The organism is Geomonas paludis (assembly GCF_014193585.1).
Taxonomy (GTDB): Bacteria; Desulfobacterota; Desulfuromonadia; order Geobacterales; family Geobacteraceae; genus Geomonas; species Geomonas paludis.
Map to the genome: position 1 here is coordinate 101,871 of NZ_BLXY01000001.1, position 22,999 is coordinate 124,869.

Genomic DNA, 22,999 nt, shown 5'->3' on the forward strand with positions numbered 1-22,999 from the left:
CCATGGAGGAGATGACGGCGAAAATGGATGCCATGCTGAACGACGACGCAAACGAACTGCGCCCCGAGCTGGTGCTGGTGGTCGATGACGACGAGATGATACGGGCCCTGGCCGTGGCGGCCCTGGAGCAGGCGGGTTTTTTCGTGGCCGAGGCCGAGAACGGGGTCGTGGCCCTGGAGCAGTTCCGGCAGCTGCAGCCCGACATCGTCCTGCTCGACGTGATGATGCCGGAGATGGACGGCTTTGCCACCTGCCGCGCCCTGCGCGCCCTCGCCGCCGGCCGCGACGTACCGGTCCTCATGATGACCGGCCTGGACGACACCCGCGCCATCGAGCAGGCCTACCACGCCGGGGCCACCGATTTCGCCACCAAGCCCATTCAGTGGGCCATCCTGCGGCAACGGGTCCGCTACATGCTCCGCTCCAGCAAGGCCATGCGCGACCTCAGGGTGAGCGAGGCGCGCCTGAGCAAGGCGCACCGCATCGCCCACATGGGGAGCTGGGAGTGGGACGTCCTCAACGACAAGTTCTACTGGTCCCAGGAGATCGCCAACATCTTCGCCGTCGACCCGAACGGGTTCGACTCCTCCTACGCGGCCTTTCTCAACATCATCCATCCGCTGGACAAGGAGCTCTTCAACAAGGCCTTCGAGGACGCCTGCGCCTTCCAGCGCCCGATCAGCCTGGACCACCAGATCGTGCTCCCGCGGGGCGACGAGCGCTACTGCCACACCGAGGGGGAGGTCGACACCGATGACAGCGGGCGCGTGGTCTACATCTCCGGCACCATCCAGGACATCACCGAGAGAAAGCGCATCGAGGACCAGGTGCGCTCCCTCGCCTACTACGACAGCATCACCGGGCTCCCCAACCGGGTCCTTTTCGGCGAACTGCTGGAGCGCGCCCTCACCTTCGCGCGCCGATACCGCAAGAAGGTGGCGGTCCTGTTCCTGGACCTGGACCGTTTCAAGGAGATCAACGACACCCTGGGGCACGCAGTCGGGGACAACCTGCTCCGGGAAGTGTCCGAGCGCCTCAAGCACTGCATCCGCGGCTACGACTCGGTATGGCAGGGGATCGGGGCGACGGAGGGGACCCCGGTGGCCCGGCTGGGGGGGGACGAGTTCACCGTCATCATGGAGGACATCCAGGACAGCAACGGGGTGATCGCCGCCTCGCAGCGGATCCTGCAGCTCCTTTCGGACCCCTTCCTCCTGGACGAGGGAGAGATCTGCGTCTCCGCCAGCATCGGCATCAGCATCTTCCCCGACGACGGCGAGGACGCCATGACCCTGGTGCGCAACGCCGACACCGCCATGTACCACGCCAAGCGGGAGGGGCGCAACAACGCCCAGTTCTTCATGCAGGCCTTGAACGACGCCGCCTGCGAGAGGCTGCAGCTGGAGCGGCAGCTCAGGAAGGGGCTGGCCAACGAGGAATTCGTGCTCTACTACCAGCCGCAGATCGATGCCGGCAGCGGCAGCATCGTGGGGCTGGAGGCGCTGATCCGCTGGCAGAGCCCGGAACTGGGCTTCGTCCCCCCCGCCAGCTTCATCCCCTTTGCCGAGGAGAGCGGCCAGATCATGCTGATCGACGAGTGGGTGGTCCATGCCGCCTGCCGCCAGGTCGCCGCCTGGCTCGCCCAGGGGATCGTCCCCCCCAGGGTCGCGGTCAACCTCTCCGGCTGCCACTTCCTCAAGAAGAGCCTGGTGGAGATGGTGGCCGAGTGCCTGCAGAACTTCGCCCTGGAGGGGCGTCACCTGGAGGTGGAGCTGACCGAAGGCGTGATCATGCGGGACGTGGAGCAGGCGACCGCCACGCTGACGGAGTTGAAGGCTATGGGGGTGACGGTCTCCATCGACGACTTCGGCACCGGCTACTCTTCGCTGAGCTACCTCAGGCGCTTTCCCATCGACACCCTGAAGATAGACCGCTCCTTCATCACCGGCGTGACCAAGGATACCGACGGCGCGGCCATCACCACCGCCATCATCTCCATGGCCACCAGCATGAGGCTGGAGATCATCGCCGAGGGGGTCGAGACCGCTGAGCAGATGAACTTCCTCCTGGAGCACGGCTGCCCCGTCATGCAGGGGTACCTGTTCTGCCGCCCGGTCCCCCCGGAGGAGATCACCCGCCTGCTGGTCGAGGGGCTCCCCATGCCGTAAAGGGGACTGGCTCCGCAGGTGCCTGTCCCCTTTCCATCTCCTGGTCCCCCCTCCCGTCAAAGAAGAACCTTCCCCAGCGGAGGCGCCCGGGCGCGCAGGTCTCCTCTGTATCAGGCAACAGTTGAACAGTTGCAATCCGCGGAAAATGTCTTACCCTTTCCCGAGAATTCAACCTGCAATAGGAGGAACTATGCCTAAAGTTACTTTCAAGGGAAACCCGGTGACACTGGTGGGGCCGGAACTGAAGGTGGGGGATGCCGCTCCCAATTTCGCCGTGGTGGACAACTCTCTCAACCAGGTGACCCTGGCCAACTATGAGGGAAAAGTGAAGATCATCAGCGCCGTTCCTTCACTGGACACGCCGGTCTGTGACACGGAGACGAGGCGCTTCAACCAGGAAGCGGCCGGACTCCCCGGCAACGTGGTCGTCCTGACCATCAGCGCCGACCTCCCCTTCGCCCAGAAAAGGTGGTGCGGGGCCGCCGGGATCGACAAGGTGGTCACCCTCTCCGACTACCGCGACCGCTCCTTCGCCCTGGCCTACGGCGTGCTGATCGAGGAACTGAAGCTCTTGGCCCGCGCCGTGTTCGTCATCGACCAGAAGAACGTGATCCGCCACATCCACTTCGTCCCCGAGGTGACCCAGGAACCGGACTACGCGGCCGTGCTGGCGGCGGCCAGGGAACTGGGCTAGTCCGGAAGCGCTCCGTGAACGCCAAAGGCGCCCGCAGCCAATGCCGCGGGCGCCTTTTTTTGCCCTCGCGTCCCCCCGCCGCTTTCCTGATTTTTCTGGACGGGGCGCACGCGTTGATAGTAAAAGGGTTGTCATGGAAACCAGAACCATCCCCATCACGCTGCAGATCAGCTACGCGCTGGCGGTGCTCGCCGTCTTCACGGTGCTGCACTTCCACCTGCTGCCGGCGGTTTTCGCCGGGCTGGCGGTGTACGCGCTCACGGCGAAGCTCGCGCTCAAGCTCCCGGTGCGCTGGGGGACGCTGACCCAGAAGGTGGCGCTGGCGGGGATCATCCTGTTCGTCATCGGCCTGGTATCCGCGATCTGCCTGGGGCTTTGGTCCTTCCTGCGCGGGCACCACGGCATGTCCAACCTGCTCGGGACGGCTGCGGAGACCCTGGACAACCTGAAGCGGAACCTCCCCGAGGAGATGACCGCGCTTTTGCCTGACACGGTGGACGAACTGCGCGAGCAGGTGGTCACCATGCTGCGCGAGCACGGCAAGAACATCTCCTCGGTCGGCATCTCCGGGGTGAAGACCTTCGCCCACCTGGTACTGGGCATGGTGGTGGGGAGCCTCGCGGTCCTGCATCGCTTCAACCGGGACGCCGGCTTTCCGCCGCTCGCCTCGCACCTGCACGACCGGCTCCTGAACCTGGCCAGCGCCTTCGACAAGGTGGTGTTCGCCCAGGTGAAGATCTCTCTTTTGAACACGGCCCTGACCGCGCTCTACCTGGCGGTGATTCTCCCCCTGTGCGGCGTCTACCTCCCCATGGTGACGCTCTTGATCCTGCTCACCTTCATCGCCGGGCTGCTGCCGGTGGTGGGAAACCTCATCTCCAACTTCACCATCGTGCTGATCAGCCTCGGGGCCTCCCCCATGGTCGGCGTCGCCTCGCTCGCATTCCTGGTACTGATCCACAAGCTGGAGTACTTCACCAACGCCCGCATCGTGGGCAGCGAGGTGAAGGCGAGCGTCTGGGAGCTTCTGACCGCCATGCTGGTCATGGAAGCGATCTTCGGCGTGGCGGGGCTGGTCGCCGCCCCCGTGGTCTACGCCTGGCTCAAGGCGGAACTGAAGGCCTACCGGCTGGTGTGAACCGCACAGCTGGCCAAAGGGTGCGGGCATAGTATCATTGCCGGCATGACCGCCGACCTGCAGACAAAGCGCCTCGCGGCACACCGCTTCGACTCGGGCGCCGGCGGGGCTTCGCGCCCCCGCCTCCTGCGCACCCGCACGCCGCGCCGTGTGCCCCTCTTTCCCTGGCACCTCGCCGCTATCCTGCTCCTGCTCCTGTTCTGCGTCGCCTCCAATTGTCTCGCCGCAACGCCCTCCCCGGCCGCCACCCTGTACTATTTCTGGGGCGAAGGGTGTCCGCATTGCGCCCAGGCGAAGCCGCTGCTGGAACAGCTGCAGCGCAAGTATCCCGAGCTTCGGGTGGAATCCTGGGAAGTGCTGCAGCACCGCGAGAATATCCCGCGTCTGATGCGGATGGCCAGGGAAAGGGGTCGGGAGGCGACCGGCGTCCCGGTCTTCATTATCGGGGCGCACTACTTCAGCGGGTTCTCCCGGCAGACCCCGGCACAGCTGGAAAGCGCCGTGAAGGAAGCCCTGCAGGATCGTGCGCAGCATGGCGTGCCACCCCGCGCCGCCACCCCCCGGGCCGCCGAACGGCTCGCGATTCCCGGGGTCGGAGAGCTCGATGCGCGCCGATCCCTCCCCTACTTGACCCTGGTGATCGCCGCTTTGGACAGCTTCAACCCCTGCGCCTTCTTCGTGCTCTTTTTCCTTTTGAGCCTCTTGATCCACGTCCGATCGCGACCACGCATGATTCTCATCGGAGGCGTGTTCGTCGCCGTCTCGGGGCTTTTGTACTTCCTGTTCCTTGCGGCCTGGCTGAACCTGTTCCTGGTGGCCGGCACCCTTCCCGTCGTCACCACGGCCGCCGGGGTCCTGGCGCTGGTCATCGGCCTGGTCAACGTGAAGGACTTCTTCCTGTTCCGGCAGGGGATCACCCTCAGCATCCCCGAAGGGAAAAAGCCCGACCTTTTTGCACGCATGAGACGGCTCCTGAAAGCGGAGTCGCTTCCGGCGCTTCTTGCCGGGACCGGCGTCCTCGCTGTGGCCGCCAACAGCTACGAGCTGCTGTGCACCGCTGGCTTCCCCATGGTCTTCACCCGTGCCCTGACGCTGCACCGGCTCCCGACGGCTGCGTACTACGGTTACCTCGCCCTGTACTGCCTGGTTTACGTACTACCGCTGGCCGCAATCGTGGCGATTTTCACGGCAACGCTGGGGGGGAAAAAACTGACCGAGTGGCAGGGGCGGGTGCTGAAGCTGGTATCGGGGCTGATGATGCTGGGGCTCGCGGGGGTGCTGCTGATACGCCCGGCGCTGTTGAACGACCCAGCGCTCTCCGGTCTTCTGCTCGCTGCGACCCTGGCGCTCGCCGCGGTGCTCGCGCTCTGCTTCCGACCAGGGCGCCGATGAGGGGGACAGGATGGGGGGCTAGCCGGTAACGAAGCCCCCGGCCAGGGTGGTCCTGATCTTCTCCCCCAGGCTCGCCATGTCGAAGGGCTTCTGGATGAAGTTGGCCCGGCCGCGGTCCACCCCCTTGTCCAGCAGGGTTTCCGCATCGTACCCCGACATGTAGATGATCTTCACATCCGGGCGCAGGGCGAGGATGGTTTCCACCGCCTCCCTGCCGTTCGCCCCCGGCAGCATCACGTCCGAAAGCACCAGGTCGATGCCGTGGTCCGCCCGGCACAACTCCAGCGCCTCGCTCGAATTCCCGGCCAGCAGCACGCGATACCCCATGTGCTCCAGCATCTTGAGGGTCATTTTCCCCACGATCTCGTCGTCCTCGAGCACCAGCACCGTACCGGTCGCCTGCCCCGCCGGGACCGCCTTCAACTCCGGGACCCGTTCCCGGAAGCGAGGCAGGCAGACCTTGAAGGTGGTCCCCACCCCCCGCTGGCTCTCCACGGTCACGAAGCCGCCGTTCTGGGTCACCATGCCGTAGACGCTGGCAAGGCCGAGACCGCTCCCCTGGCCCACCTCGCGCGTGGTGAAGAAGGGATCGAAGACGCGCCGGCAGGTCTCGGGATCCATGCCGTGACCGGAATCGGAGATGGCGATCTCCAGGTACTCCCCCGGCGCCGCATCGATGTTGGCGCTGCAGACCTCCTCCCCTACCGTCACGTTCTCGGTGCCGATGACCAGATCCCCGCCGTCAGGCATGGCGGCACCGGCGTTACTGACGATGTTGGCGACGATCTCTTCCAGCTGGGCCGGGTCGATCCGGACCGGCCACGACTCCCGGCACAGCTTCAGGGACATCCTGGTGCGCCGCCCGGCCAGGCATGAGACCTTGCGCGCCAGCTCACCAAATGCCTCGTTGACGTCGATGGTTTGCGGGGAGACCAGCTGCTGGCGGGAGAAGCACAGCAGCTGCGCGGTGAGGTCGCGGCAGCGCTGCGCGGCCTCGCAGATCTCGTGCAGGTTGTCGGCGATGCGCCGGTGGCTGTGGTACTCCATCCCCAGCATCTCGGTGTAGCCGATGATGACCGAGAGCATGTTGTTGAACTCGTGCGCCACCCCTCCCGCCAGGCGCCCCACCGATTCCATCTTGATGGCCTGCCTGAGCTTGTCCTCCAGGAGCTGCTGCTTGGTGATGTCGTTGATGATCATGCCGCAGTACCCCGGCTTGGGGCGGAACAGCCACACCTGGCACCACTTGCCGTTGAAGAAGTAGCGCTCCAGGAACAGCGGCGTCCCCTCGCGGGCCAGCTGTCCCAGGCTCTCCAGCTGGGAGGACTCGAAATCCGGGAGCAGCTCCAGCATGGTGCCCCCCACCAGGTCCTCCTCGCTGCGGCCGGTGAAGGCCTCGAAGGCGGGGTTGACCTCGACGAAGCGGAAGTCGGCGGGGGCCCCCATGGGCCCCAGCAGCATCTTCAAGAGGGCGAACCCGTTGCCCATGTTCTCGAACAGCAGCCGGTACTTGTCCTCGCTCTCCTTGAGGTTGCGGTAGACGGTGCGGGCCGAGACGATGGCCATGGCGCAGACGTTGGCGGCACTGACGGCGAGGTTCAGGTACCTCTCGAGGTGCCGGGGCAGGGCGAAGTGCCCGACCCACAGCCACCCCACCAGCCCGTTGTGGCTCAGGCGCACCAGGAACCCGGCGCCGTCTGCCGCCACCTCGAAACTCCCCTGCACCTCCGCGGCGAACCGGCGCAGGGTCCGGTCCCCGGTCACCGCCTCGCCGTGCCGGTACAGCGGCGCGCCGCTGCCCGGGATGAAGGCGGCCTCCCGCGCACCGAACAGCATGGCGAACAGCGAGAGGAGCTCCTCGACCACCCGCTGTTCCCCGCTGCTGCTGGACACCCGGGAGAGCAGATCGAGCAAAAGCGCGTAGTCCGTGGCCGGTGCGGCTGCGGCGTCCCCGTCATCTTTGCGCGCCAGTTCGCCGTGCGCCCTCTGCAGCTGCAGGCTCAGCAGTTCCAAGCCCACCGGGACCGTCTCCACCGGCCGCTGCACGAAGGCCCCGAACTCCTGCAGCGAGCGCAGGCTCTCCGGCGAGCTCCCGGTGTCCACCAGGGTGATCCTGGCGCAGCTTTCCGCGAAGAAGTCCGCCCCGGTACTCTGGTCGAAGCCCCAGCCGTCCACGTAGCAGCGCCAACGGCTGAGCCACCCCGGGGTGACCAGGTAGCCGCCGGCAGCGGTGAGCCTGTCGAAAGTGTAGTCGCCGCAGATGAGGGCGGCGCAGTGCCGCTTCTTGAGCAGCTGCACCCGGCGCAGGTCGTCGGGGGGCGCCCCCAGGTGTGCCAGGCACTCGCCGCCGACCACGATGGCCGGGGCGCCGCCGCACAGGCCACGCAGGTCGTCCCAGCAAAGGGGGGGACGGCCGCAGCACCCCGCGAAGGTGGTGCACTCCGCCGCGCCCAGGGAGCCGCCGGCCAGGGCGCTTTTCACGTCCTCCCCGAGGGCCTCGCAACAGAAGATGCGCGCGCTGGCCACGGTCACCCCCTCCCGCCGGGAAGCGGGTAGCGGCCGTATTCCCGCACGGCATCGGCGATCACGGTCAGGGTAGTTTCGGGGACCTGCCAGGGGATCTCGCCGTGCTGGTCCGAGAGGATGAAGCCGCCGCCGCATCCCGCAGCATCGATGGCCCCCCTGACCGCAGCCAGGGTGGCAGCCTCGTCCCAGGAGCGCATGCGGATGCCGTTGAGGTTGCCGACCACCGTGATCCGCCCGCGGCAGGCATCCTTGACCGTGGCGAGGTCCTCCTCCCCCGCCCCGACCATGACCGCTCCGGTATCGACCAGGTCCTCCAGCACGGCAAGGCAGGGACCGGAGGCGAGGTGGACGGCACTGGGGGCGGCAATGGCCGCTATCACCTTTTTGGCGACGGGGGCGCCGAACCTGCGGTACAGGGCCGGGTCGATCATCAACGGGGAAGCGAGGGGATCGATGTAGGAGACGGCGTGGGCCCCGGCGGCCACCTGGGCGTTGGCCCACTGGACGCAGAAGGCGGCGTTGACCTCCATGAGCCGCTGCATCAGCTCGGGGCGGTCGAAGATGAGGTCGAGGTAGCGTTCGAAGCCCAGCTGCAGTACCGGAAGCGAGAACGGGGAGATGACGGCACCCAGGACCGGAACCGCGTCCCCCACGGCACGCCTCAGCGCCTGCTGCGCCTCCAGCACCCGCCTGAGCCCCGGCTGGTCGCCGATGCGGGGCGGCTCAAGCGTCGCGATCGCGTCCGCCGTGAGCGGCGGGGGGCCGGCATTGGGGGGGCCGTCCTCCCTGAAGATGGTGCAGCCTCCCCAGGCTTCTGCTTCCAGCGCCACGTGGAAATAGCCGTTGACGCAGTCGTGGCCGTAGCGCTCCAGCATGCGCAACTGCCCCTGCACCACGTGCTCCGCCTTGGAGAAATAGTTCTCGATGGTGAGCCCCAGTTCGCGCGCGCCGTGCAGGGTGGGGAACAACAAGAGCGGTACCCGGTCCGGTTCCCGGTGCGACGCCGTGGTGAGGATGCGCTCCATGCCGGTCATGACTCGCCCTCCCACAGCTGCGCCAGGGCGGGCAGCACCTGCGACGCCGTGTCGCAGCTTACGTCCGCCCCCACCTCCCGGTGCAGGGCCGGATCGAGGCGGAACGGGGCCCCTCCCACCACGATGCGGCACTCCATCCCGAGCCGGTCCAGGGCGTCGCGCACCTCGCGCACCTTGAGGGCCGAGGGGAGCATCAGCGCCGAGATGAGCAGCACCCCGACGCCGTCACGCTGCGTGCGCCGGACCAGCTCCTGCACGCCCACCGTGCCGTAATCGAGGTACGGGATCCCGGCCCCCTTGAGCACGAACCCCACCAGGCGCTTGCCCAGCAGGTGGTAATCCTCCAGCACCGCCAGCGCCACCGGCCTGCGCTCCTGCGCCGATTCCAGGCGTCCCCCGAGCACCTCTTCCATGAACTCCTCGCACAGGCGCCCGCTCATGTAGACGTGGGACAGGGAGAGCTCGCCCCGATCCCACTTCTCGCCGATGACGGTCAGTGCCGGTGCGATTACCTGTTCGCAGAAACTCAAGGGGGAGAGGCCGGAATCGGCGTGGATGCGCTGCACGCCCCGCCGGTCCATGCCGATCAGGGCGGATTCCAGCAGCAGCACGGGAGAGCTGTACGGACAGTCGGCAGCGGTACCTGAATAGCAGGAGGTGACCATGTATTTCTCCAGATAGCAACTTGTAGTACCTAGACGACAAGCAGATCCAGTCAATACAGCTTCTTATGGGAACAACGGAAGGAAACGATTCTGTCAGGCAGTAAAACTTACACCGCCTTGGGAAATTAGTCCATAGCAATGTTCACCTTTTCCCGTAACAGCCATCTGCTTTGACAGCTTTTTGATTGCCCTGTGACTGTCGTCCCAAATCATTGTCACGGCTTGTCGCGGCCCGCTCACCTCCCCGAAGAGCGTCCGTTGACTAAGCTGCACGGAACATTATCATCTTCCAATGTTAATTCTCCTGTCGCGGGGTGAGAGCCATGGGCGCATTTGACATCGTGGTCGTGGGCGCAGGCATTTCGGGATCGACGCTGGCGGAGCGCTATGCCTGCCGGGGGTCGCGGGTGCTGGTGCTGGAGAAGCGGCACCATATCGGCGGCAACTGCTATGACAGCTTCGACGGGCACGGCATCCTGGTCTCCAACTACGGCGCCCACCTCTTCCATACCGAATACGAGGACGTCTGGCGCTACGTGAACCGCTTCTCGGCCTGGTATCCCTACGAGCACCGGGTGCTGGCCCGGGTGGACGGCAAGCTGGTGCCGATCCCGGTCAACATCACCACGGTCAACACGCTCTTCGGCTTGTCGCTGCAAAGCGAAGCGGAGATGCAGCGCTTCCTGGACCGGGTGCAGGTGAAGCATCCGGCGCCCAGAAACGGCGAGGAGGCGGCGCTGGCGCGGGTGGGGCACGTGCTGTACGAGAAGATGTTCAAGCACTACACCAAGAAGCAGTGGAACAAGTACCCGCACGAGCTGGACGCCTCGGTGCTGCAGCGGATCCCCATCCGCACCAACTTCGATGACCGCTACTTCAGCGACCGGTTCCAGGCGCTTCCCGTCGAGGGGTACACCAAACTCTTCGAGAAGATGCTCGGCCATCCCAACATCGAGGTGCGCCTGAACACCGACTACTTCGACGTGAGGGACACGGCCGAGGTGCGCGGCTGCCGCAAGCTCTTCTACGCCGGCCCCATCGACCGCTTCTTCGATTACCGGCACTCGCGGCACCAGAAGCTGCAGTGGCGCTCCATCCACTTCGAGTGGATCACCCTGGACCGGGAGTACTTCCAGGAGAACTCGGTGATCAACTACCCCGACCCCGCCGACGGCGAGTTCACCCGCATCGTCGAGTACAAGCACTTCACCCGTCAGAAGCACGAAAAGACCACCATCTCCCGCGAGTACACCACCGACGAGGGGGATCCCTACTACCCGGTCCCCAACCCCGAGAACGACGCCATCTACCGGCGCTACCAGGAGGAGGCGGACCGGCTCACCGACGTGCACTTCGTCGGACGCCTGGCCAACTACAAGTACTTCAACATGGACCAGGCCTTCAAAAACGCCCTCGACCTGTTCCACAGCCTCGAGGGTGACGACCCCTCCGGGTTGTAAATCGCCGCTCCCCTGCTAGTCTTTGCTGGTGAATTTTTTCTAATCATTCAGCGAGGCATGGCGCATGGAATATCCCCGCCCACAACTGCAGCGCCCGGAATGGCTCTCCCTGAACGGCCCCTGGCGCTTCACCTTCGATGACGACGGGCGCTACGGTGTCCCCTCCGACATCGAGGCCTGGCCCCTCACCATCGAGGTCCCCTTCGCCCCCGAGGCCAGCGCGTCCGGCATCGGCGACACCGGCTTCCATAAGGTGTGCTGGTACCAGCGCGACTTCGAGTTCCGCCCCGAGCGGGGCAAGAAGGTGCTGCTGCACTTCGGGGCCGTCGATTACCTCGCCCACGTCTGGATCAACGACATGCTGGTGGCGAGGCACCGCGGCGGCTTCACCCCCTTCAGCGCCGACATCGGCCACCTCCTTTCCCCGGACGGGCAGCAGCGGGTCACGGTGCGGGTGGAGGACGACCCCGAGGACCTGGAGAAGCCGCGCGGCAAGCAGGACTGGCGCCCGGAGCCGCACGCCATCTGGTACTACCGCACCACCGGCATCTGGCAGACGGTCTGGCTGGAGCAGGTGCCGGAGACCTACGTGCGCCGGATCCGCTGGTCCCCCCACCTGGAGCGCTGGGAGATCGGCTTCGAGGCCTTCATCCTGGGGCCCATCGCGGACGAGCTCGAGGTGCAGGTGCGCCTCTTAAGCGAGGGCGACCTGCTGGTCGAGGACCGCTACCGTGTCATCCGGGGCGAGGTGCACCGCCGGATCGCCCTCTCCGACCCGGGCATCGACGACTTCAGGAACGACCTGCTCTGGTCTCCCGAGCACCCGCGCCTGATCGACGCCGAGGTGAAGCTCATGAAGGGGGGCGAGGTGATCGACAGCATCACCTCCTACACGGCGCTCCGCTCGGCCAAGGTGCACCGGGACCGCTTCCTTCTGAACGGCCGGCTCTACCCCCTGAAGCTGGTGCTGGACCAGGGCTACTGGCCCGACACCCTGATGACCCCGCCCTCGTCGGAGGCGGCCCGGCGCGACGTGGAGCTCGCCAAGGCGATGGGGTTCAACGGGGTGAGAAAGCACCAAAAGCTCGAGGATCCGCGCTACCTGTACTGGGCGGACCGGCTCGGCCTCGTGGTCTGGGCCGAGATGCCGTCGGCCTTCCGCTTCACCACCCGCGCCGTCAAGCGCCTGATGCGGGAGTGGACCGAGGCCATCGAGCGCGACTACAGCCACCCCTGCGTCATCGTCTGGGTCCCCTTCAACGAGTCGTGGGGGGTCCCCGACCTCACCGCCACCCAGGCCCACCGCGACGCGGTGCACGCCTTCTACCACCTCACCAAGACGCTGGACCCGGAACGCCCGGTGATCGGCAACGACGGCTGGGAAAGCTCCGCCACCGACATCATCGGCATCCACGACTACGACAACGACCCGCACACGCTCCGCGAGCGCTACGGCCCGCAGGTGAAACCGGACGAGCTCTTCGACCGGCGCCGCCCGGGGGGGCGCATCCTCACCTTGGACGGCTACCCGCACCGGGGCCAGCCCATCATCCTCACCGAGTTCGGGGGCGTCGCCTACGTGAACCCCGCCGACGAATCCCACCGGGGCACCTGGGGCTACTTCAGGCACGACAACCTGGAGCAGTTCGAGAAGCTGGTGCTGGAACTCATCGACGTCGCCCGGGGCACCGCCATGTTCAGCGGCTTTTGCTACACCCAGTTCGCCGACACCTTCCAGGAAGCCAACGGCCTCCTCTACCCGGACCGCACCCCGAAGATCCCGCTGGACCGCATCGCCGAGGCGGTGCGGGGCCAGGTCGAGGAGGGGGCGCTGCACTGGGAAAGCACCTAGCCCGACCACCCAACCGACATACCACCCTCCAGCCGCGGCCGGGGGGAAAGGGACCGACGCCATGCTCTACAGGGAAGAGATGAAGAAGCCGGACGGACGCAGCCTCACCCTCTACGGCCGCACCCCGATCCGGGTCGAGGGGGAAGCTCCCAGCCCGAACCGCGAGCCTCTGCAGGCGAACCCGCACCTGCGCTGGCACCCCCTGCGGGGGGAATGGGTCGCCTATGCGAGCTACCGCCAGGGGCGCACCTTCATGCCGCCGCCGGAGTACAACCCGCTCGCCCCCACCCGCGACCCGGAAAACCCCACCGAGCTCCCCCAGGGGGAGTACCAGGTGGCGGTGTTCGACAACCGCTTCCCGTCGCTCGCCCAGGCCGCCCACGACCCGCCCCGCGAGGCGGTGAAGACCGCGCCGGCGCGGGGCAAGTGCGAGGTGGTGGTCTTCACCAAGGACCCCTCCGCCTCCCTGGCCGCCCTCCCCCTGGACCACATCGAGCTCCTCATGGAGGTGTGGGGGGACCGGGTGGCGCTGCTCGGCAGCGACCGGTGCATCAAGTACGTGCTCCCCTTCGAGAACAAGGGGGTCGAGGTGGGGGTCACCCTGCACCACCCGCACGGCCAGATCTACGCCTACCCCTTCGTCCCGCCGGTCCCGGCGCGCATGCAGGCCGAGGAGCTGGTCCACTACCGGGAGACCGGGCGCCCCCTGCTCGAGGAAATGATCGAGGGGGAGGTCGCCTCCGGCGCGCGCATCCTCTACCTCGGCGAGCACGCGGTCTCCTTCGTCCCCCCCTGCGCCCGCTACCCCTACGAGGTGTGGGTGGCGCCGCGCCGGGCGGTGCCGGGCTTCGACCGGCTGACCCCGGCGGTGCGGGCCGACCTGGCCCGGGCGCTCAAGACCACGCTCCTTAAGTACGACGGGCTGTGGCAGCGCCCCTTCCCCTACCTGATGGCGTGGTACGGCGCCCCCGCCGACGGCCACGAGCACCCCGAGAGCCACCTGCACGCCGAGTTCTACCCCCCCTACCGTTCCAGCGACCGGCTCAAGTACCTGGCCGGCACCGAGCTCGCCGCCGGCATGTTCGCCAACGACGCCCTCCCCGAGGAGAAGGCGCGGGAACTGATCAACGTGGAGGTGGTCCTATGAACGACGCCACCCGCGCGGCCGAAGCGGCGCAGAAGGTGCGCCTGATCAGGGAGTCCCTCTGCCCGGACATGGCGGTGCGCCTGAAAGGGATCGACTGGTTCGCCTGGATCACGGCGGGCGGCTCCAACGAGGTGCTGCTCGCTGCGGAAACAGGGATCGCCGAGGTGCTGGTCACCCCGGAAGGGGCCTTCGTGGTGACCAGCGAGATCGAGGCGCAGCGCCTGGCGGACGAACAGCTTCCCGAGGGGTTCGAGCTCCGGGTGCTGCCGTGGGCCTACCCCTCGCAGATCGACGTCGTTTTGCGCGAACTGGCGCACGGCCTGCCGGTCTGCTCCGACCGCCCCGCGGAAGGGGAGCACGAGCTCCCCGCCCCCCTGCTTGCCGCCAAGCGGGTGCTCACCCATGCCGAGATGCAGCGCTACCGCTCCGTGGGGCTCCTCGCCGCGCAGGCGATGACCGAGGTGCTCACCCAGGCCCAGCCGCAGTGGAGCGAACGGCAGCTGGCCGGGGCGGGGGCGCGGGCCCTGCTGTCGCGCGGCCTCGCCCCGGCGCTGATCCTGGCCGCCGGGGAGCGGCGCTGTAAGCTGTACCGCCACCCCCTTCCCGGCGACGCCCCCCTCGGCAGCCGGGCCATGCTGGTCTTCTGCGCCCGGGGCTTCGGCCTCTACGCCAACCTGACCCGCTTCGTCGCCTTCGGTCCCCTGGCGGACGAGGAGCAGGAGCGGCACCGGCTGGTGCGCGAGATCGAGGCGCGGGTGCTGGCCCTGTCCCGCCCGGGAGAGCAGTTGAACGAGATTTACCGCGAGCTCAGCTACGCCTACGCCGGTTTCGGATTCGGCGAGGCAATCCGCGAACACCACCAGGGGGGTACCACGGGGTACCTGTCCCGCGAGACGATCGCGGGGCCGGAAAGCCAGGAGGTGCTGCAGGAGGGGATGGCGGTGGCCTGGAACCCGAGCCTTGCCGGCGCCAAGATCGAGGACACCTTCCTCATCACCGAGACCGGCCTGGTCAACCTCACCGTCGACCCGGTCTGGCCCACGGCCCCGGTGGCCGGCCTGGAGCGCCCCCTGATCTGGCAGGGGTAGAGAAGGAGCACGATATGGACGAGACCAGCTTCGAGAACGCTTTTGGCTTTGCGGTGCAGGCAGCGGCGAGCGCACCTGGTCGGGTGAACCTGTTGGGCGAGCATACCGATTACAATGACGGCTTCGTCCTCCCCATCGCCATTCCGCTGGAGACCCGGGTGGAGGTGGCCCACAGCCACGACGGCCTGAACCACTACTACGCCAGCGAACTGAAGGAGCGGGCCTGGTCCGAGGCGGGGGGGGCCGTCCCCAGCGGTTTCGCCGCCTACCTGCACGGCTGCCTGGCCCTCTTGCGCGTCTCCGGCTACCACTGCGACCCGGTCTGCGCCCGGGTCTCCTCGCGCGTTCCCATGGGGAGCGGGCTCTCCAGCAGCGCAGCACTCGAGGTGGCCTTTCTGCGCGCCATGCGCACGCTGTTCGGCCTCGACCTGGACGACCTCTCCCTGGCCCTGATGGCGCAGCAGGCCGAGGTGCGCTACGCCGGAGTGAACTGCGGCATCATGGACCAGATGGCGTCGAGCCTCGCCGACACCACCCACATGCTCTTCCTGGACACCCGTTCCCTGGAGCGCAAGCTGGTCCCCCTGCCGCGCGATTCGGAACTGCTGGTGCTGGACTCCGGCGTGCCGCGCCGGCTCGGCGAGAGCAGGTACAACCTGCGCCGCCAGGAGTGCGAGGAGGCGGCGCGGCTCCTGGGTCTCGCGTCGCTGCGGGACCTGGATGACCCGACCGAACTGAGCCGACTGCCACAGGAGCTGGCGCGCCGGGCCCGGCACGTGATCAAGGAAAACGAGCGGGTGCTCCAGGCCCTGGTGGCGCCGCACGCGTGCGGCTTCGGGGAGCTGATGAACGAGTCGCACCGGAGTCTCAGGGACGACTTCGAGGTCTCCACCCCCGAACTGGACCTCCTGGTCTCGCTGCTGCAGCAGCAGGTCGAGGTCTTCGGCGCCCGCTTAACCGGCGCGGGGTTCGGCGGCGCCTGCGTGGCGCTGGTCCGGGCGGGTTCCGCCCGCACCGTCGGCGAGCGGGTGCTTGCCCTTTACCGGGAACAGGGACAGCAGGGCACCCTGCTGGTCCCGCAGTAGGGAGCAAGAGACGTGACCGGGACGCAGGGGAGGCGGCTCTTTCCCGAGCTTTGGGGCGGGGTCGAGTGCACCCTGCACCGCGTCGGCGACCGCTTCCACAGCCAGATCGAGCTGAGCGGTCACCTTGCGCGCCCCGGCGACCTGGAGCTCTTCGCCACCCTGGGCATCACCGCGCTGCGCTACCCCGTGCTCTGGGAGATGGTGGCCCCCGACTCCCTGGAGCGTCCCGACTGGAGCTTCAGCGACGAGAGGCTGCCGCTGCTGCGCCGGCTCAATATCGAACCGATCGTAGGCTTGCTGCACCACGGCAGCGGCCCGCGCTACACCGACCTCACCGATCCCGGCTTCCCCGACCTTTTGGCCCGCTACGCCGGCATGGTCGCCGCCCGCTATCCCTGGCTCACCTCGTTCACCCCCGTCAACGAACCGCTCACCACCGCCCGCTTCAGCTGCCTCTACGGTCACTGGTATCCCCACGGCCGCGACGACGCAAGCTTCGTCAGGGCGGTGGTCACGCAGTGCCGCGCCATCGTGGAGGCGATGCGGGCCATCAGGCGGGTGATACCGGGCGCGCGGCTGGTGATGACCGAGGACATGGGGAGAACCTTTGCCACCAACGTTTTGAGCTACCAGGCCAACTACGAGAACAGCCGCCGCTGGCTGAGCCTCGACCTCCTGGCCGGGAGGGTGGACCGGGACCACCCCCTGCGCCTGTGGCTGTCCCAGTGCGGAGTGAGCGGTGAGGAGTTCGACTACTTCCTGGGCTGCGACATGACGCCGGACGTGGTCGGCCTCAACTACTACCTGACCAGCGACCGCTACCTCGACCAGCGCCTTGAGCGCTACCCCGAGACCAGCCACGGCGGCAATCACCGGCACCGCTACGCCGACGTCGAGGCGGTGCGGGCCTGCCCGGAGGGGATCCTTGGGCACGAGGAGGTGCTGCGCTCGGCGTGGCTGCGCTACCGGCGCGAGGTGGCCCTCACCGAGGTCCACGCCGGGGCCACCAGGGAGGACCAGCTGCGCTGGTTCCACGAGGCGTGGCAGGCCGCGCTGAAACTGTGCCGGGAGGGGGTCCCGGTGCGGGCAGTCACCTCGTGGGCCCTGTTGGGATCCTACGATTGGTGCGGTCTGCTGACCAGCATGGAGGGGCGCTACGAACCCGGCGTCTTCGACGTGAGCGGCCCCGCGCCCCGCCCCACGGCCCTCGCCACGGCGCTGAAGCAGATCGCCCTCTTCGGCAGGGCCTTCCACCCCACCCTGGCGCGGCCGGGATGGTGGCGCCGCCCCGAGCGGCTCCTCCCCGGTTGCCGCCCCAAGCGCGCTATCCCGGCTCCGCCCCACCCCGCCGCCGGAGGGGTGGTGGTGATCGGCAAGACCGGGACCCTCGGCCACGCCTTCTTCCTGGTCTGCGCCAGCCGCTGCGTCCCCTGCCACCTCCTCTCGCGCGACGACCTCGACATCACCTCCCGGGAATCGGTCGCCGCGGCGCTGGACCTCTTCACCCCCTGGGCGGTGATCAACGCGGCCGGTTTTGTCCGCATCGACGAGGCGGAAGGAGACGCCGATACCTGTTTCCGGCAGAACGCCCTCGGCCCCGGCATCCTCGCCGGGGAATGCGCCCGCCGGGGCATCGCCCTGGTCACCTTCTCCTCGGACATGGTCTTCGACGGCAGCAAGGGCACCCCCTACCACGAAACCGACCCGGTCGCGCCCCTCAACGTCTACGGACGGAGCAAGGCAGAGGCGGAGCGCCTGGTACAGTCACTGCACCCGGGGGCGCTGCTGATCCGCACCAGCGCCTTCTTCGGCCCCTGGGACCGGTACAACTTCGTCACCGACACCCTGCGCCGGCTCGCCCAGGGGGAGACGGTGCAGGCCGCTTCGGACCTGGTGGTTTCCCCAACCTACGTACCCGACCTGGTGCACGCCTGCCTGGACCTCCTGGTCGACGCCGCCCACGGCATCTGGCACCTGACCAACGATGGCGCGGTGACGTGGGCGGAGCTCGCGGGTCACTGCGCGACCCTGGCGGGATTGGACACCGCAAGCGTCATCCCCTGCCCCGCCTCCGCCCTCGGGTTTATCGCTCCCCGCCCCCCCTTCTCGGTCCTCGCCAGCGAGCGCGGCATCGCCCTGCCGCCACTGAGTGACGCCCTGGCCCGCTACCTGGTCGATACCGTCCCAGCCGGACTGGACCAGCCGGGGGGAGCCGCAGGCCCCGACACGAAAAAAGGCCCCTGAAGCGGGGCCTTTCTCTTTCCTTGTGCCAACGTTGTCCGCTACCGCTTCGGCGGCCGCGGCGCCGCCAAAAGCTCCTCCATCGCCCGCACCGTCCCCTCCCACGATGTGCCGGCGACCACGGCCCGCATCGCCTGCACCATGTCCCGCTGCTTCGCCTCGGAGAGCGCCAGGGCATCTTCACACCCGGCAATGAAGCTCTCGATGCCGTCCCCGATGAAGACGATGTCCCCGTAGGGCCCGGCCACGTCGGTGATGGGCGTGCTCACCACCGGCTTTTCCGCCGCCATGTATTCCAGGATCTTGGTGGGGCTGATGAAGCGGGTGGCATCATTCAAAGCGAAGGGAATGAGGCAGACATCCCATCCCGCCAGGAAGCGTGGCAGTTCGGCGTACTGTTGCTGACCGTAGTAGCAGATGTTCTCGCGCTGCGGCAGGGACTCCTGGGAGATCTTCAGCACCGGCCCGACCATGACGATCTGCCACTCCGGGTGAGAGCAGGCCAGCGCGTCCAGCAGGGGGAGATTGAGCCGTTCGTCCAGCACCCCGAAATAGCCCAGGCGGGGGCGCGGCAGTAGCCGCTGGTTTTCGTGCTCGATGCCGGGATCGCAGGCAAGGCCGAAGTGGGCCGCATCGACGCTGCTCGGGAAGCAGTAGACCCGTGGGTGGTGGCGCTGCTTGGCCCGGTACAGACTGGGGCCGCCGGTGAAGACCAGGTCGGCCCGCTCCAGCAGGGCGCGCTCCCGCTGCGCCAACTCTTTTGGGGCATCGAGGAACCCGGACAGTTCGTCCATGCAGTCGTAGACGACCAGCCGGGGCTTGAGAGTCGCCGCAAGCGGCAGCGCCATGGGGGTGTAAAACCAGGCGACGTACCGCTCCAGCCGCTCCTCGCGCAGGAGCTGCTCGAGCAGCGGGACCAGGCAGGAGAATTGTTCATCGTGATATCCCGGCCGCTCTACCGGTGTGTGCGGGCGGCAGACCAGCACCCCGGGGGCGGGGTTGCTGCACTCCAGGAAAGCATCCGCCTCCCGGTCCAGCACCGGCTCCTCGAAAAAGACGATGCGGCGGCGTTCCGCCATGCGCGCCAGCAACTGCTGCGGGCGCTGGTAGACGAAGCTCCAGCGCAGGTGGGAAAAAACGATGATTGCTTCGTGCACCCCCGCCTCCTGTCGACGGCCCGCCGCCCGGCTGCCGTGCGCTATGATCCGCTCCGGGCAGGTGCCCGGCCCGAAACAACAGTAGAGGATTTTAACATGAGCGACCGCGAAGTGAAGCCGCGCAAGGCACCGATGCGGCCATTCCATCTAAAAAACGTAATAAACGATCACATTAAAGTTATAAAGGTTCCTGCCGATGAAGATCAATGACCCGTGCATTTCCCCGTGCGCAGTTCCGGCCGGGGTCAGCACCACCGAACCGGGCCCTAAACGGGCGCGAAGGGAGAACTCATGAAACTGTTCGGCAATGGCAACAAGGCTCTCCTCGATGACCAGGCCGTAGAAATCGCCAAGATGGCCCAGATGCTCGACAACGTTGACAACATCGTCATGCTCTGCGACACCACCAACGACAACAAGATCATCTACATGAACAAGCAGGCGCGGGCCCTGATGCAGCAGTTCCGCAGCCAGTTGAACGCGGGCCTGCGCGGCGCCGACGTCGCCAACGCGGAAGGGAACAGCATCCACCAGTTCCACAAGGACCCGGCCCGCATCCGCAGCATCTTCGGAGAACCGCGCGGCAGGATGCCCCACACCGCCGAGATCCCCATCGGCGAGGTTACCCTGCGTACCTCGACCTACCCCATCTGGGACAGCCACGACCCCTCCAAAGTGCTCTGTTACATGGCCTGCTGGAACGACATCACCGCCGAGAAGGCCGTGGCGCAGCACCAGCAGGAAGCTATCGAGCGCAAGGAATACCTGGAGACCCGGGTGACCCAGATCGCCACCGCCATGGAAGAGATGAGCATGACCGTGAACGAGGTGGCCCGCAACACGGTCAACGCCGCCGACTCCGCCGCGGAGGTGGCCGGCAACGCCCGCGAGGGGCAGAACGTGGTGAGCCAGGCCGTGAGCGAGATGCGCAAGGTGGCGGAAATAGTGAGGGATTCGGCAGGGATCGTCGGGAACCTGGGGGAGAAGTCGGCCAAAATCGGCGAGTTCGTCTCGGTGATCAACGACATAGCCGACCAGACCAACCTGCTGGCGCTGAACGCGGCCATCGAGGCGGCCCGCGCCGGCGAGCAGGGACGCGGCTTCGCCGTGGTGGCCGACGAGGTGCGCCGCCTGGCGGACCGCACCGTCGCCTCCACCAAGGAGATCCGGCTCATGGTCGAGGAGATCCAGAAGGAAACGGCCCTGGCCGTGGAATCGATCGAGCGGGGCAAGAGCGAGGCCGAGGTGAGCGAAGCGCTCTCGCACCAGGTGGACAGCTCGCTCGCCAACATCGTCACCTCGATCGAGCAGATCGAGCATGTCATCGCGCAGATCGCGACCGCCTCCGAAGAGCAGGCCGCGACCTCGACCACCATAGCCAGCAACCTCGAAGAGATCGTGCGCGGTTAACGGGTCCACCCCGCCTCTCACCTCCTTGAGACGGGGAGGGAAAGCCCCGCCGGACCCGGTATCCGGCGGGGCTGCTTTGTTTCAGGGGTGGAAGGGCGGACCTCACTTCGTTACCGGCGCGGACGGTCTGACAAAAGGTCCAGCAACTGTGCCAACTCCCCTTCTTGCAGGGCTACCGGGCGCATCGGGGTCTGTTCCCGGCTTTTCCTCGGATTTTCCAGCCACTTTTCCAGCGCCGCCGAACTCCAGGTGCTCCTGTTTGGTCCGGTCTTGGGGTAGACCTCGGTCAACAGCCCGGAAAGGTTGGGGCCGATGCTGCCGCGCCCCAGCCCACCCCAGGTGCGGGTGACTACCCTGTGACAAGGGCCGCAGCGCCTCTCGAAGACATTGTCCCTGCGGGTATCGCCATTCTGGAAATGCACCACCTGGGGCGACTCTCCCGTCCGGCTTCCCACCTTACTTCCAGCCTCCCGCGCCCCCGCCAGCACCGCATTGACCAACTCCGTTTTCTGCCGCTCGGTGAAGTGAAACTGGGGCATCAGCAGCGCCGGGTTGACGATCGCGTCTGAGATTCCCTGCGCCGTGGTCCCCGCGGGGAGATGATCGAGGTCCGCCGCTACCCGGTTCCCTTTCCCCGCCGAGGTGTGGCAGCGCCGGCAGGCGTAGGTTTCCATCAGTTCGCGCCCGCGCTTTGTGGTGGCGGAGCCCGGCACGGCAAACCAGGCGAAGCGTCCCGGCACCAGGTCGTGGTGAGCGATGCGCAGCCGATCCGAACGGGGATCGCCGCCATGGCAGGCCACGCAGCTGCCCAGGGCACGGTAGTGCACGGGGTGACACCTGAGGCAGGAGGGAGTTCCGCCCTGTGCAGCCACCGGGGCGGCAAGCACGGCCAGCGCTACTAAAAGGGGGAAACGAACTGCCAATTGGCACCTCTGCAGCACATGGCCACCAGGGTGAGCGCCAGCACCGCCACGCAGGTGGCCAGGGCCACGCAGCACACGACGCGGGACTCACGGGGGAACCAGCAGGCTCCCTGATGCTGGGGGGAACGGGAGAGCCACGGGAGCACGATGAAACCGACCGTCAGCGCCAGCACCAGGTAGACCAGGTACTTGGAGTAGCTGACCAGTTCCTGGATCCAGAGCAGGAACCAGGCGGACTTCACCGGGTTGGGGACGCGGGCGAGGTCGGCCTGTTCCTGCAGGGGGGCCGGGACCAGCGCCGCCAGGGCCATGAGGGCCAGCACCGTGAGGGCCAGCGCGATCTTGATGAGCCGGAAGAAGTACGGCGAACTCTTTTGGTAGCCTCGTTTCATAGGTAGGGGAGCACCCCCTTGTTCTTCCTGATCCGGTAGAAATGGAGCCCGCTCAGAAAGAACAGGGCCCCCGGGATCATCAGGATGTGCAGCACGTAGAACCGGAGCAGCGAGGCCGGCTCGCCCACCCCGTCCGGCACCAGCGCGGCGCGCAGCGCGCCGCCAAGCGGCATGATGTGCAGCAGTTCCATCCCGGTCTGGGTGGCCCAGAGGGCGAGCTGGTCCATGGGGAGAAGGTAGCCGGTGTACCCCTCGAAGACGGCCAGCAATAGCAGGGCGCAGCCGACCAGCCAGTTGAGCTCCCGGGGTTTTTGGTAGGCGCCGGTAAGGATGACCCGCAGGGTGTGCAAGACGATCAGCACCAGGAAGAAGTGGCTGGCGAGCCGGTGCAGGCTTCTCAGGTAACGCCCCCCCCAGACCGAGGACTCCAGGAGCAGGATCGAAGGGTAGGCGGCGGCCGGGGCGGGCTGGTAGTAGAAAAGGAGCAGCAGCCCCGAGGCGGCCAGCAGCATGAGGCAGGTGAAGGCCACCCCTCCCAGGCAGAGGGTATAGGAGAGGGTCAGGTTCCTTTGCAGCACCGCCCGGGGAAAAAGATGTTTCAGGAAGTCCTTGATCAAATCAGTTGCT

The 22,999-nt window shown here is 67.1% G+C and carries 18 protein-coding genes; 11 read left to right on the forward strand and 7 right to left on the reverse strand.

What is annotated here, in order from left to right:
- Positions 1–2 precede the first annotated feature (2 nt).
- The 4 genes from H7687_RS00480 (at position 3) to H7687_RS00495 (ending at position 5,392) form a co-directional block, all read left to right on the forward strand.
- Positions 3–2,168, forward strand: a complete 2,166-nt coding sequence (locus H7687_RS00480; RefSeq protein WP_246404475.1) for a putative bifunctional diguanylate cyclase/phosphodiesterase — start codon at positions 3–5, stop codon at positions 2,166–2,168.
- Between the two features lie 190 nt (positions 2,169–2,358).
- On the forward strand, positions 2,359–2,862 hold the full coding sequence (tpx, locus tag H7687_RS00485; RefSeq protein WP_183343993.1) for a thiol peroxidase: 504 nt from the start codon (positions 2,359–2,361) through the stop codon (positions 2,860–2,862).
- A 133-nt stretch (positions 2,863–2,995) separates the two neighbouring features.
- Positions 2,996–4,000 (forward strand): AI-2E family transporter, encoded by a 1,005-nt coding sequence (locus H7687_RS00490; protein WP_183343995.1) that lies wholly within the window; start codon positions 2,996–2,998, stop codon positions 3,998–4,000.
- 45 nt (positions 4,001–4,045) lie between these two features.
- Complete coding sequence (locus H7687_RS00495) at positions 4,046–5,392, forward strand: glutaredoxin family protein (protein ID WP_246404478.1); 1,347 nt, start codon at positions 4,046–4,048, stop codon at positions 5,390–5,392.
- 18 nt (positions 5,393–5,410) lie between these two features.
- Here H7687_RS00495 and H7687_RS00500 read toward each other — a convergent pair whose 3' ends face one another.
- Genes H7687_RS00500 through H7687_RS00510 form a run of 3 tightly spaced genes read right to left on the reverse strand, consistent with a single transcriptional unit; the run spans position 5,411 to position 9,617 of the window.
- Positions 5,411–7,918, reverse strand: a complete 2,508-nt coding sequence (locus H7687_RS00500) for a response regulator (protein ID WP_183343997.1) — start codon at positions 7,916–7,918, stop codon at positions 5,411–5,413.
- A 2-nt stretch (positions 7,919–7,920) separates the two neighbouring features.
- Positions 7,921–8,952: a uroporphyrinogen decarboxylase family protein gene (locus H7687_RS00505; RefSeq protein ID WP_183343999.1), complete on the reverse strand. Its 1,032-nt coding sequence runs from the start codon at positions 8,950–8,952 to the stop codon at positions 7,921–7,923.
- Positions 8,949–9,617: a cobalamin B12-binding domain-containing protein gene (locus tag H7687_RS00510; protein WP_183344001.1), complete on the reverse strand. Its 669-nt coding sequence runs from the start codon at positions 9,615–9,617 to the stop codon at positions 8,949–8,951. Before H7687_RS00510 ends, H7687_RS00505 begins: the two co-directional genes overlap by 4 nt.
- 323 nt (positions 9,618–9,940) lie before the next feature.
- Between H7687_RS00510 and glf the strand changes: the two genes are divergently transcribed.
- The 6 genes from glf (at position 9,941) to H7687_RS00540 (ending at position 18,493) form a co-directional block, all read left to right on the forward strand.
- Positions 9,941–11,077, forward strand: coding sequence for a UDP-galactopyranose mutase (glf, locus tag H7687_RS00515; RefSeq protein ID WP_183344003.1), 1,137 nt, complete (start codon positions 9,941–9,943; stop codon positions 11,075–11,077).
- 64 nt (positions 11,078–11,141) lie between these two features.
- Positions 11,142–12,929: a glycoside hydrolase family 2 protein gene (locus H7687_RS00520; protein WP_183344005.1), complete on the forward strand. Its 1,788-nt coding sequence runs from the start codon at positions 11,142–11,144 to the stop codon at positions 12,927–12,929.
- A 61-nt stretch (positions 12,930–12,990) separates the two neighbouring features.
- Positions 12,991–14,076 carry a galactose-1-phosphate uridylyltransferase gene (gene galT, locus H7687_RS00525; RefSeq protein WP_183344007.1) on the forward strand — a complete coding sequence of 362 codons (1,086 nt, stop codon included), beginning with the start codon at positions 12,991–12,993 and terminating at the stop codon, positions 14,074–14,076.
- Entirely contained in the window at positions 14,073–15,164 is a 1,092-nt protein-coding gene (locus H7687_RS00530) for a M24 family metallopeptidase (protein ID WP_183344010.1), read from the forward strand. The genes galT and H7687_RS00530 overlap by 4 nt, the downstream gene beginning before the upstream one ends.
- A 14-nt stretch (positions 15,165–15,178) precedes the next feature.
- On the forward strand, positions 15,179–16,249 hold the full coding sequence (gene galK / locus H7687_RS00535; protein ID WP_183344012.1) for a galactokinase: 1,071 nt from the start codon (positions 15,179–15,181) through the stop codon (positions 16,247–16,249).
- A gap of 12 nt (positions 16,250–16,261) precedes the next feature.
- Positions 16,262–18,493 carry a family 1 glycosylhydrolase gene (locus tag H7687_RS00540; RefSeq protein WP_183344014.1) on the forward strand — a complete coding sequence of 744 codons (2,232 nt, stop codon included), beginning with the start codon at positions 16,262–16,264 and terminating at the stop codon, positions 18,491–18,493.
- Between the two features lie 38 nt (positions 18,494–18,531).
- On the opposite strand, the gene H7687_RS00545 is transcribed toward H7687_RS00540, so the two are convergent.
- Entirely contained in the window at positions 18,532–19,647 is a 1,116-nt protein-coding gene (locus H7687_RS00545) for a glycosyltransferase (RefSeq protein ID WP_183344017.1), read from the reverse strand.
- Between the two features lie 291 nt (positions 19,648–19,938).
- Between H7687_RS00545 and H7687_RS00550 the strand changes: the two genes are divergently transcribed.
- Positions 19,939–21,057 (forward strand): methyl-accepting chemotaxis protein, encoded by a 1,119-nt coding sequence (locus tag H7687_RS00550; RefSeq protein WP_183344019.1) that lies wholly within the window; start codon positions 19,939–19,941, stop codon positions 21,055–21,057.
- A 110-nt stretch (positions 21,058–21,167) separates the two neighbouring features.
- Here H7687_RS00550 and extS read toward each other — a convergent pair whose 3' ends face one another.
- The 3 genes from extS to H7687_RS00565 are packed head-to-tail and all read right to left on the reverse strand — an operon-like array spanning position 21,168 to position 22,989.
- Positions 21,168–21,980: a selenite/tellurite reduction operon c-type cytochrome lipoprotein ExtS gene (gene extS, locus H7687_RS00555; protein WP_183344022.1), complete on the reverse strand. Its 813-nt coding sequence runs from the start codon at positions 21,978–21,980 to the stop codon at positions 21,168–21,170.
- Positions 21,956–22,372: a selenite/tellurite reduction operon b-type cytochrome membrane protein ExtQ gene (gene extQ / locus H7687_RS00560; protein WP_183344024.1), complete on the reverse strand. Its 417-nt coding sequence runs from the start codon at positions 22,370–22,372 to the stop codon at positions 21,956–21,958. Before extQ ends, extS begins: the two co-directional genes overlap by 25 nt.
- Positions 22,369–22,989, reverse strand: a complete 621-nt coding sequence (locus tag H7687_RS00565) for a cytochrome b N-terminal domain-containing protein (protein ID WP_183344026.1) — start codon at positions 22,987–22,989, stop codon at positions 22,369–22,371. The genes extQ and H7687_RS00565 overlap by 4 nt, the downstream gene beginning before the upstream one ends.
- Positions 22,990–22,999 lie beyond the last annotated feature (10 nt).

Excerpts from the sequence above, each read along its gene's own strand:
- H7687_RS00480 (WP_246404475.1), top strand. The coding sequence starts at position 3 with ATGGAGGAGATGACGGCGAAAATGGATGCCATGCTGAACGACGACGCA.
- tpx (WP_183343993.1), top strand. The coding sequence starts at position 2,359 with ATGCCTAAAGTTACTTTCAAGGGAAACCCGGTGACACTGGTGGGGCCG.
- H7687_RS00490 (WP_183343995.1), top strand. The coding sequence starts at position 2,996 with ATGGAAACCAGAACCATCCCCATCACGCTGCAGATCAGCTACGCGCTG.
- H7687_RS00495 (WP_246404478.1), top strand. The coding sequence starts at position 4,046 with ATGACCGCCGACCTGCAGACAAAGCGCCTCGCGGCACACCGCTTCGAC.
- H7687_RS00505 (WP_183343999.1), bottom strand. The coding sequence starts at position 8,952 with ATGACCGGCATGGAGCGCATCCTCACCACGGCGTCGCACCGGGAACCG.
- H7687_RS00510 (WP_183344001.1), bottom strand. The coding sequence starts at position 9,617 with ATGGTCACCTCCTGCTATTCAGGTACCGCTGCCGACTGTCCGTACAGC.
- glf (WP_183344003.1), top strand. The coding sequence starts at position 9,941 with ATGGGCGCATTTGACATCGTGGTCGTGGGCGCAGGCATTTCGGGATCG.
- H7687_RS00520 (WP_183344005.1), top strand. The coding sequence starts at position 11,142 with ATGGAATATCCCCGCCCACAACTGCAGCGCCCGGAATGGCTCTCCCTG.
- galT (WP_183344007.1), top strand. The coding sequence starts at position 12,991 with ATGCTCTACAGGGAAGAGATGAAGAAGCCGGACGGACGCAGCCTCACC.
- H7687_RS00530 (WP_183344010.1), top strand. The coding sequence starts at position 14,073 with ATGAACGACGCCACCCGCGCGGCCGAAGCGGCGCAGAAGGTGCGCCTG.
- galK (WP_183344012.1), top strand. The coding sequence starts at position 15,179 with ATGGACGAGACCAGCTTCGAGAACGCTTTTGGCTTTGCGGTGCAGGCA.
- H7687_RS00550 (WP_183344019.1), top strand. The coding sequence starts at position 19,939 with ATGAAACTGTTCGGCAATGGCAACAAGGCTCTCCTCGATGACCAGGCC.
- extQ (WP_183344024.1), bottom strand. The coding sequence starts at position 22,372 with ATGAAACGAGGCTACCAAAAGAGTTCGCCGTACTTCTTCCGGCTCATC.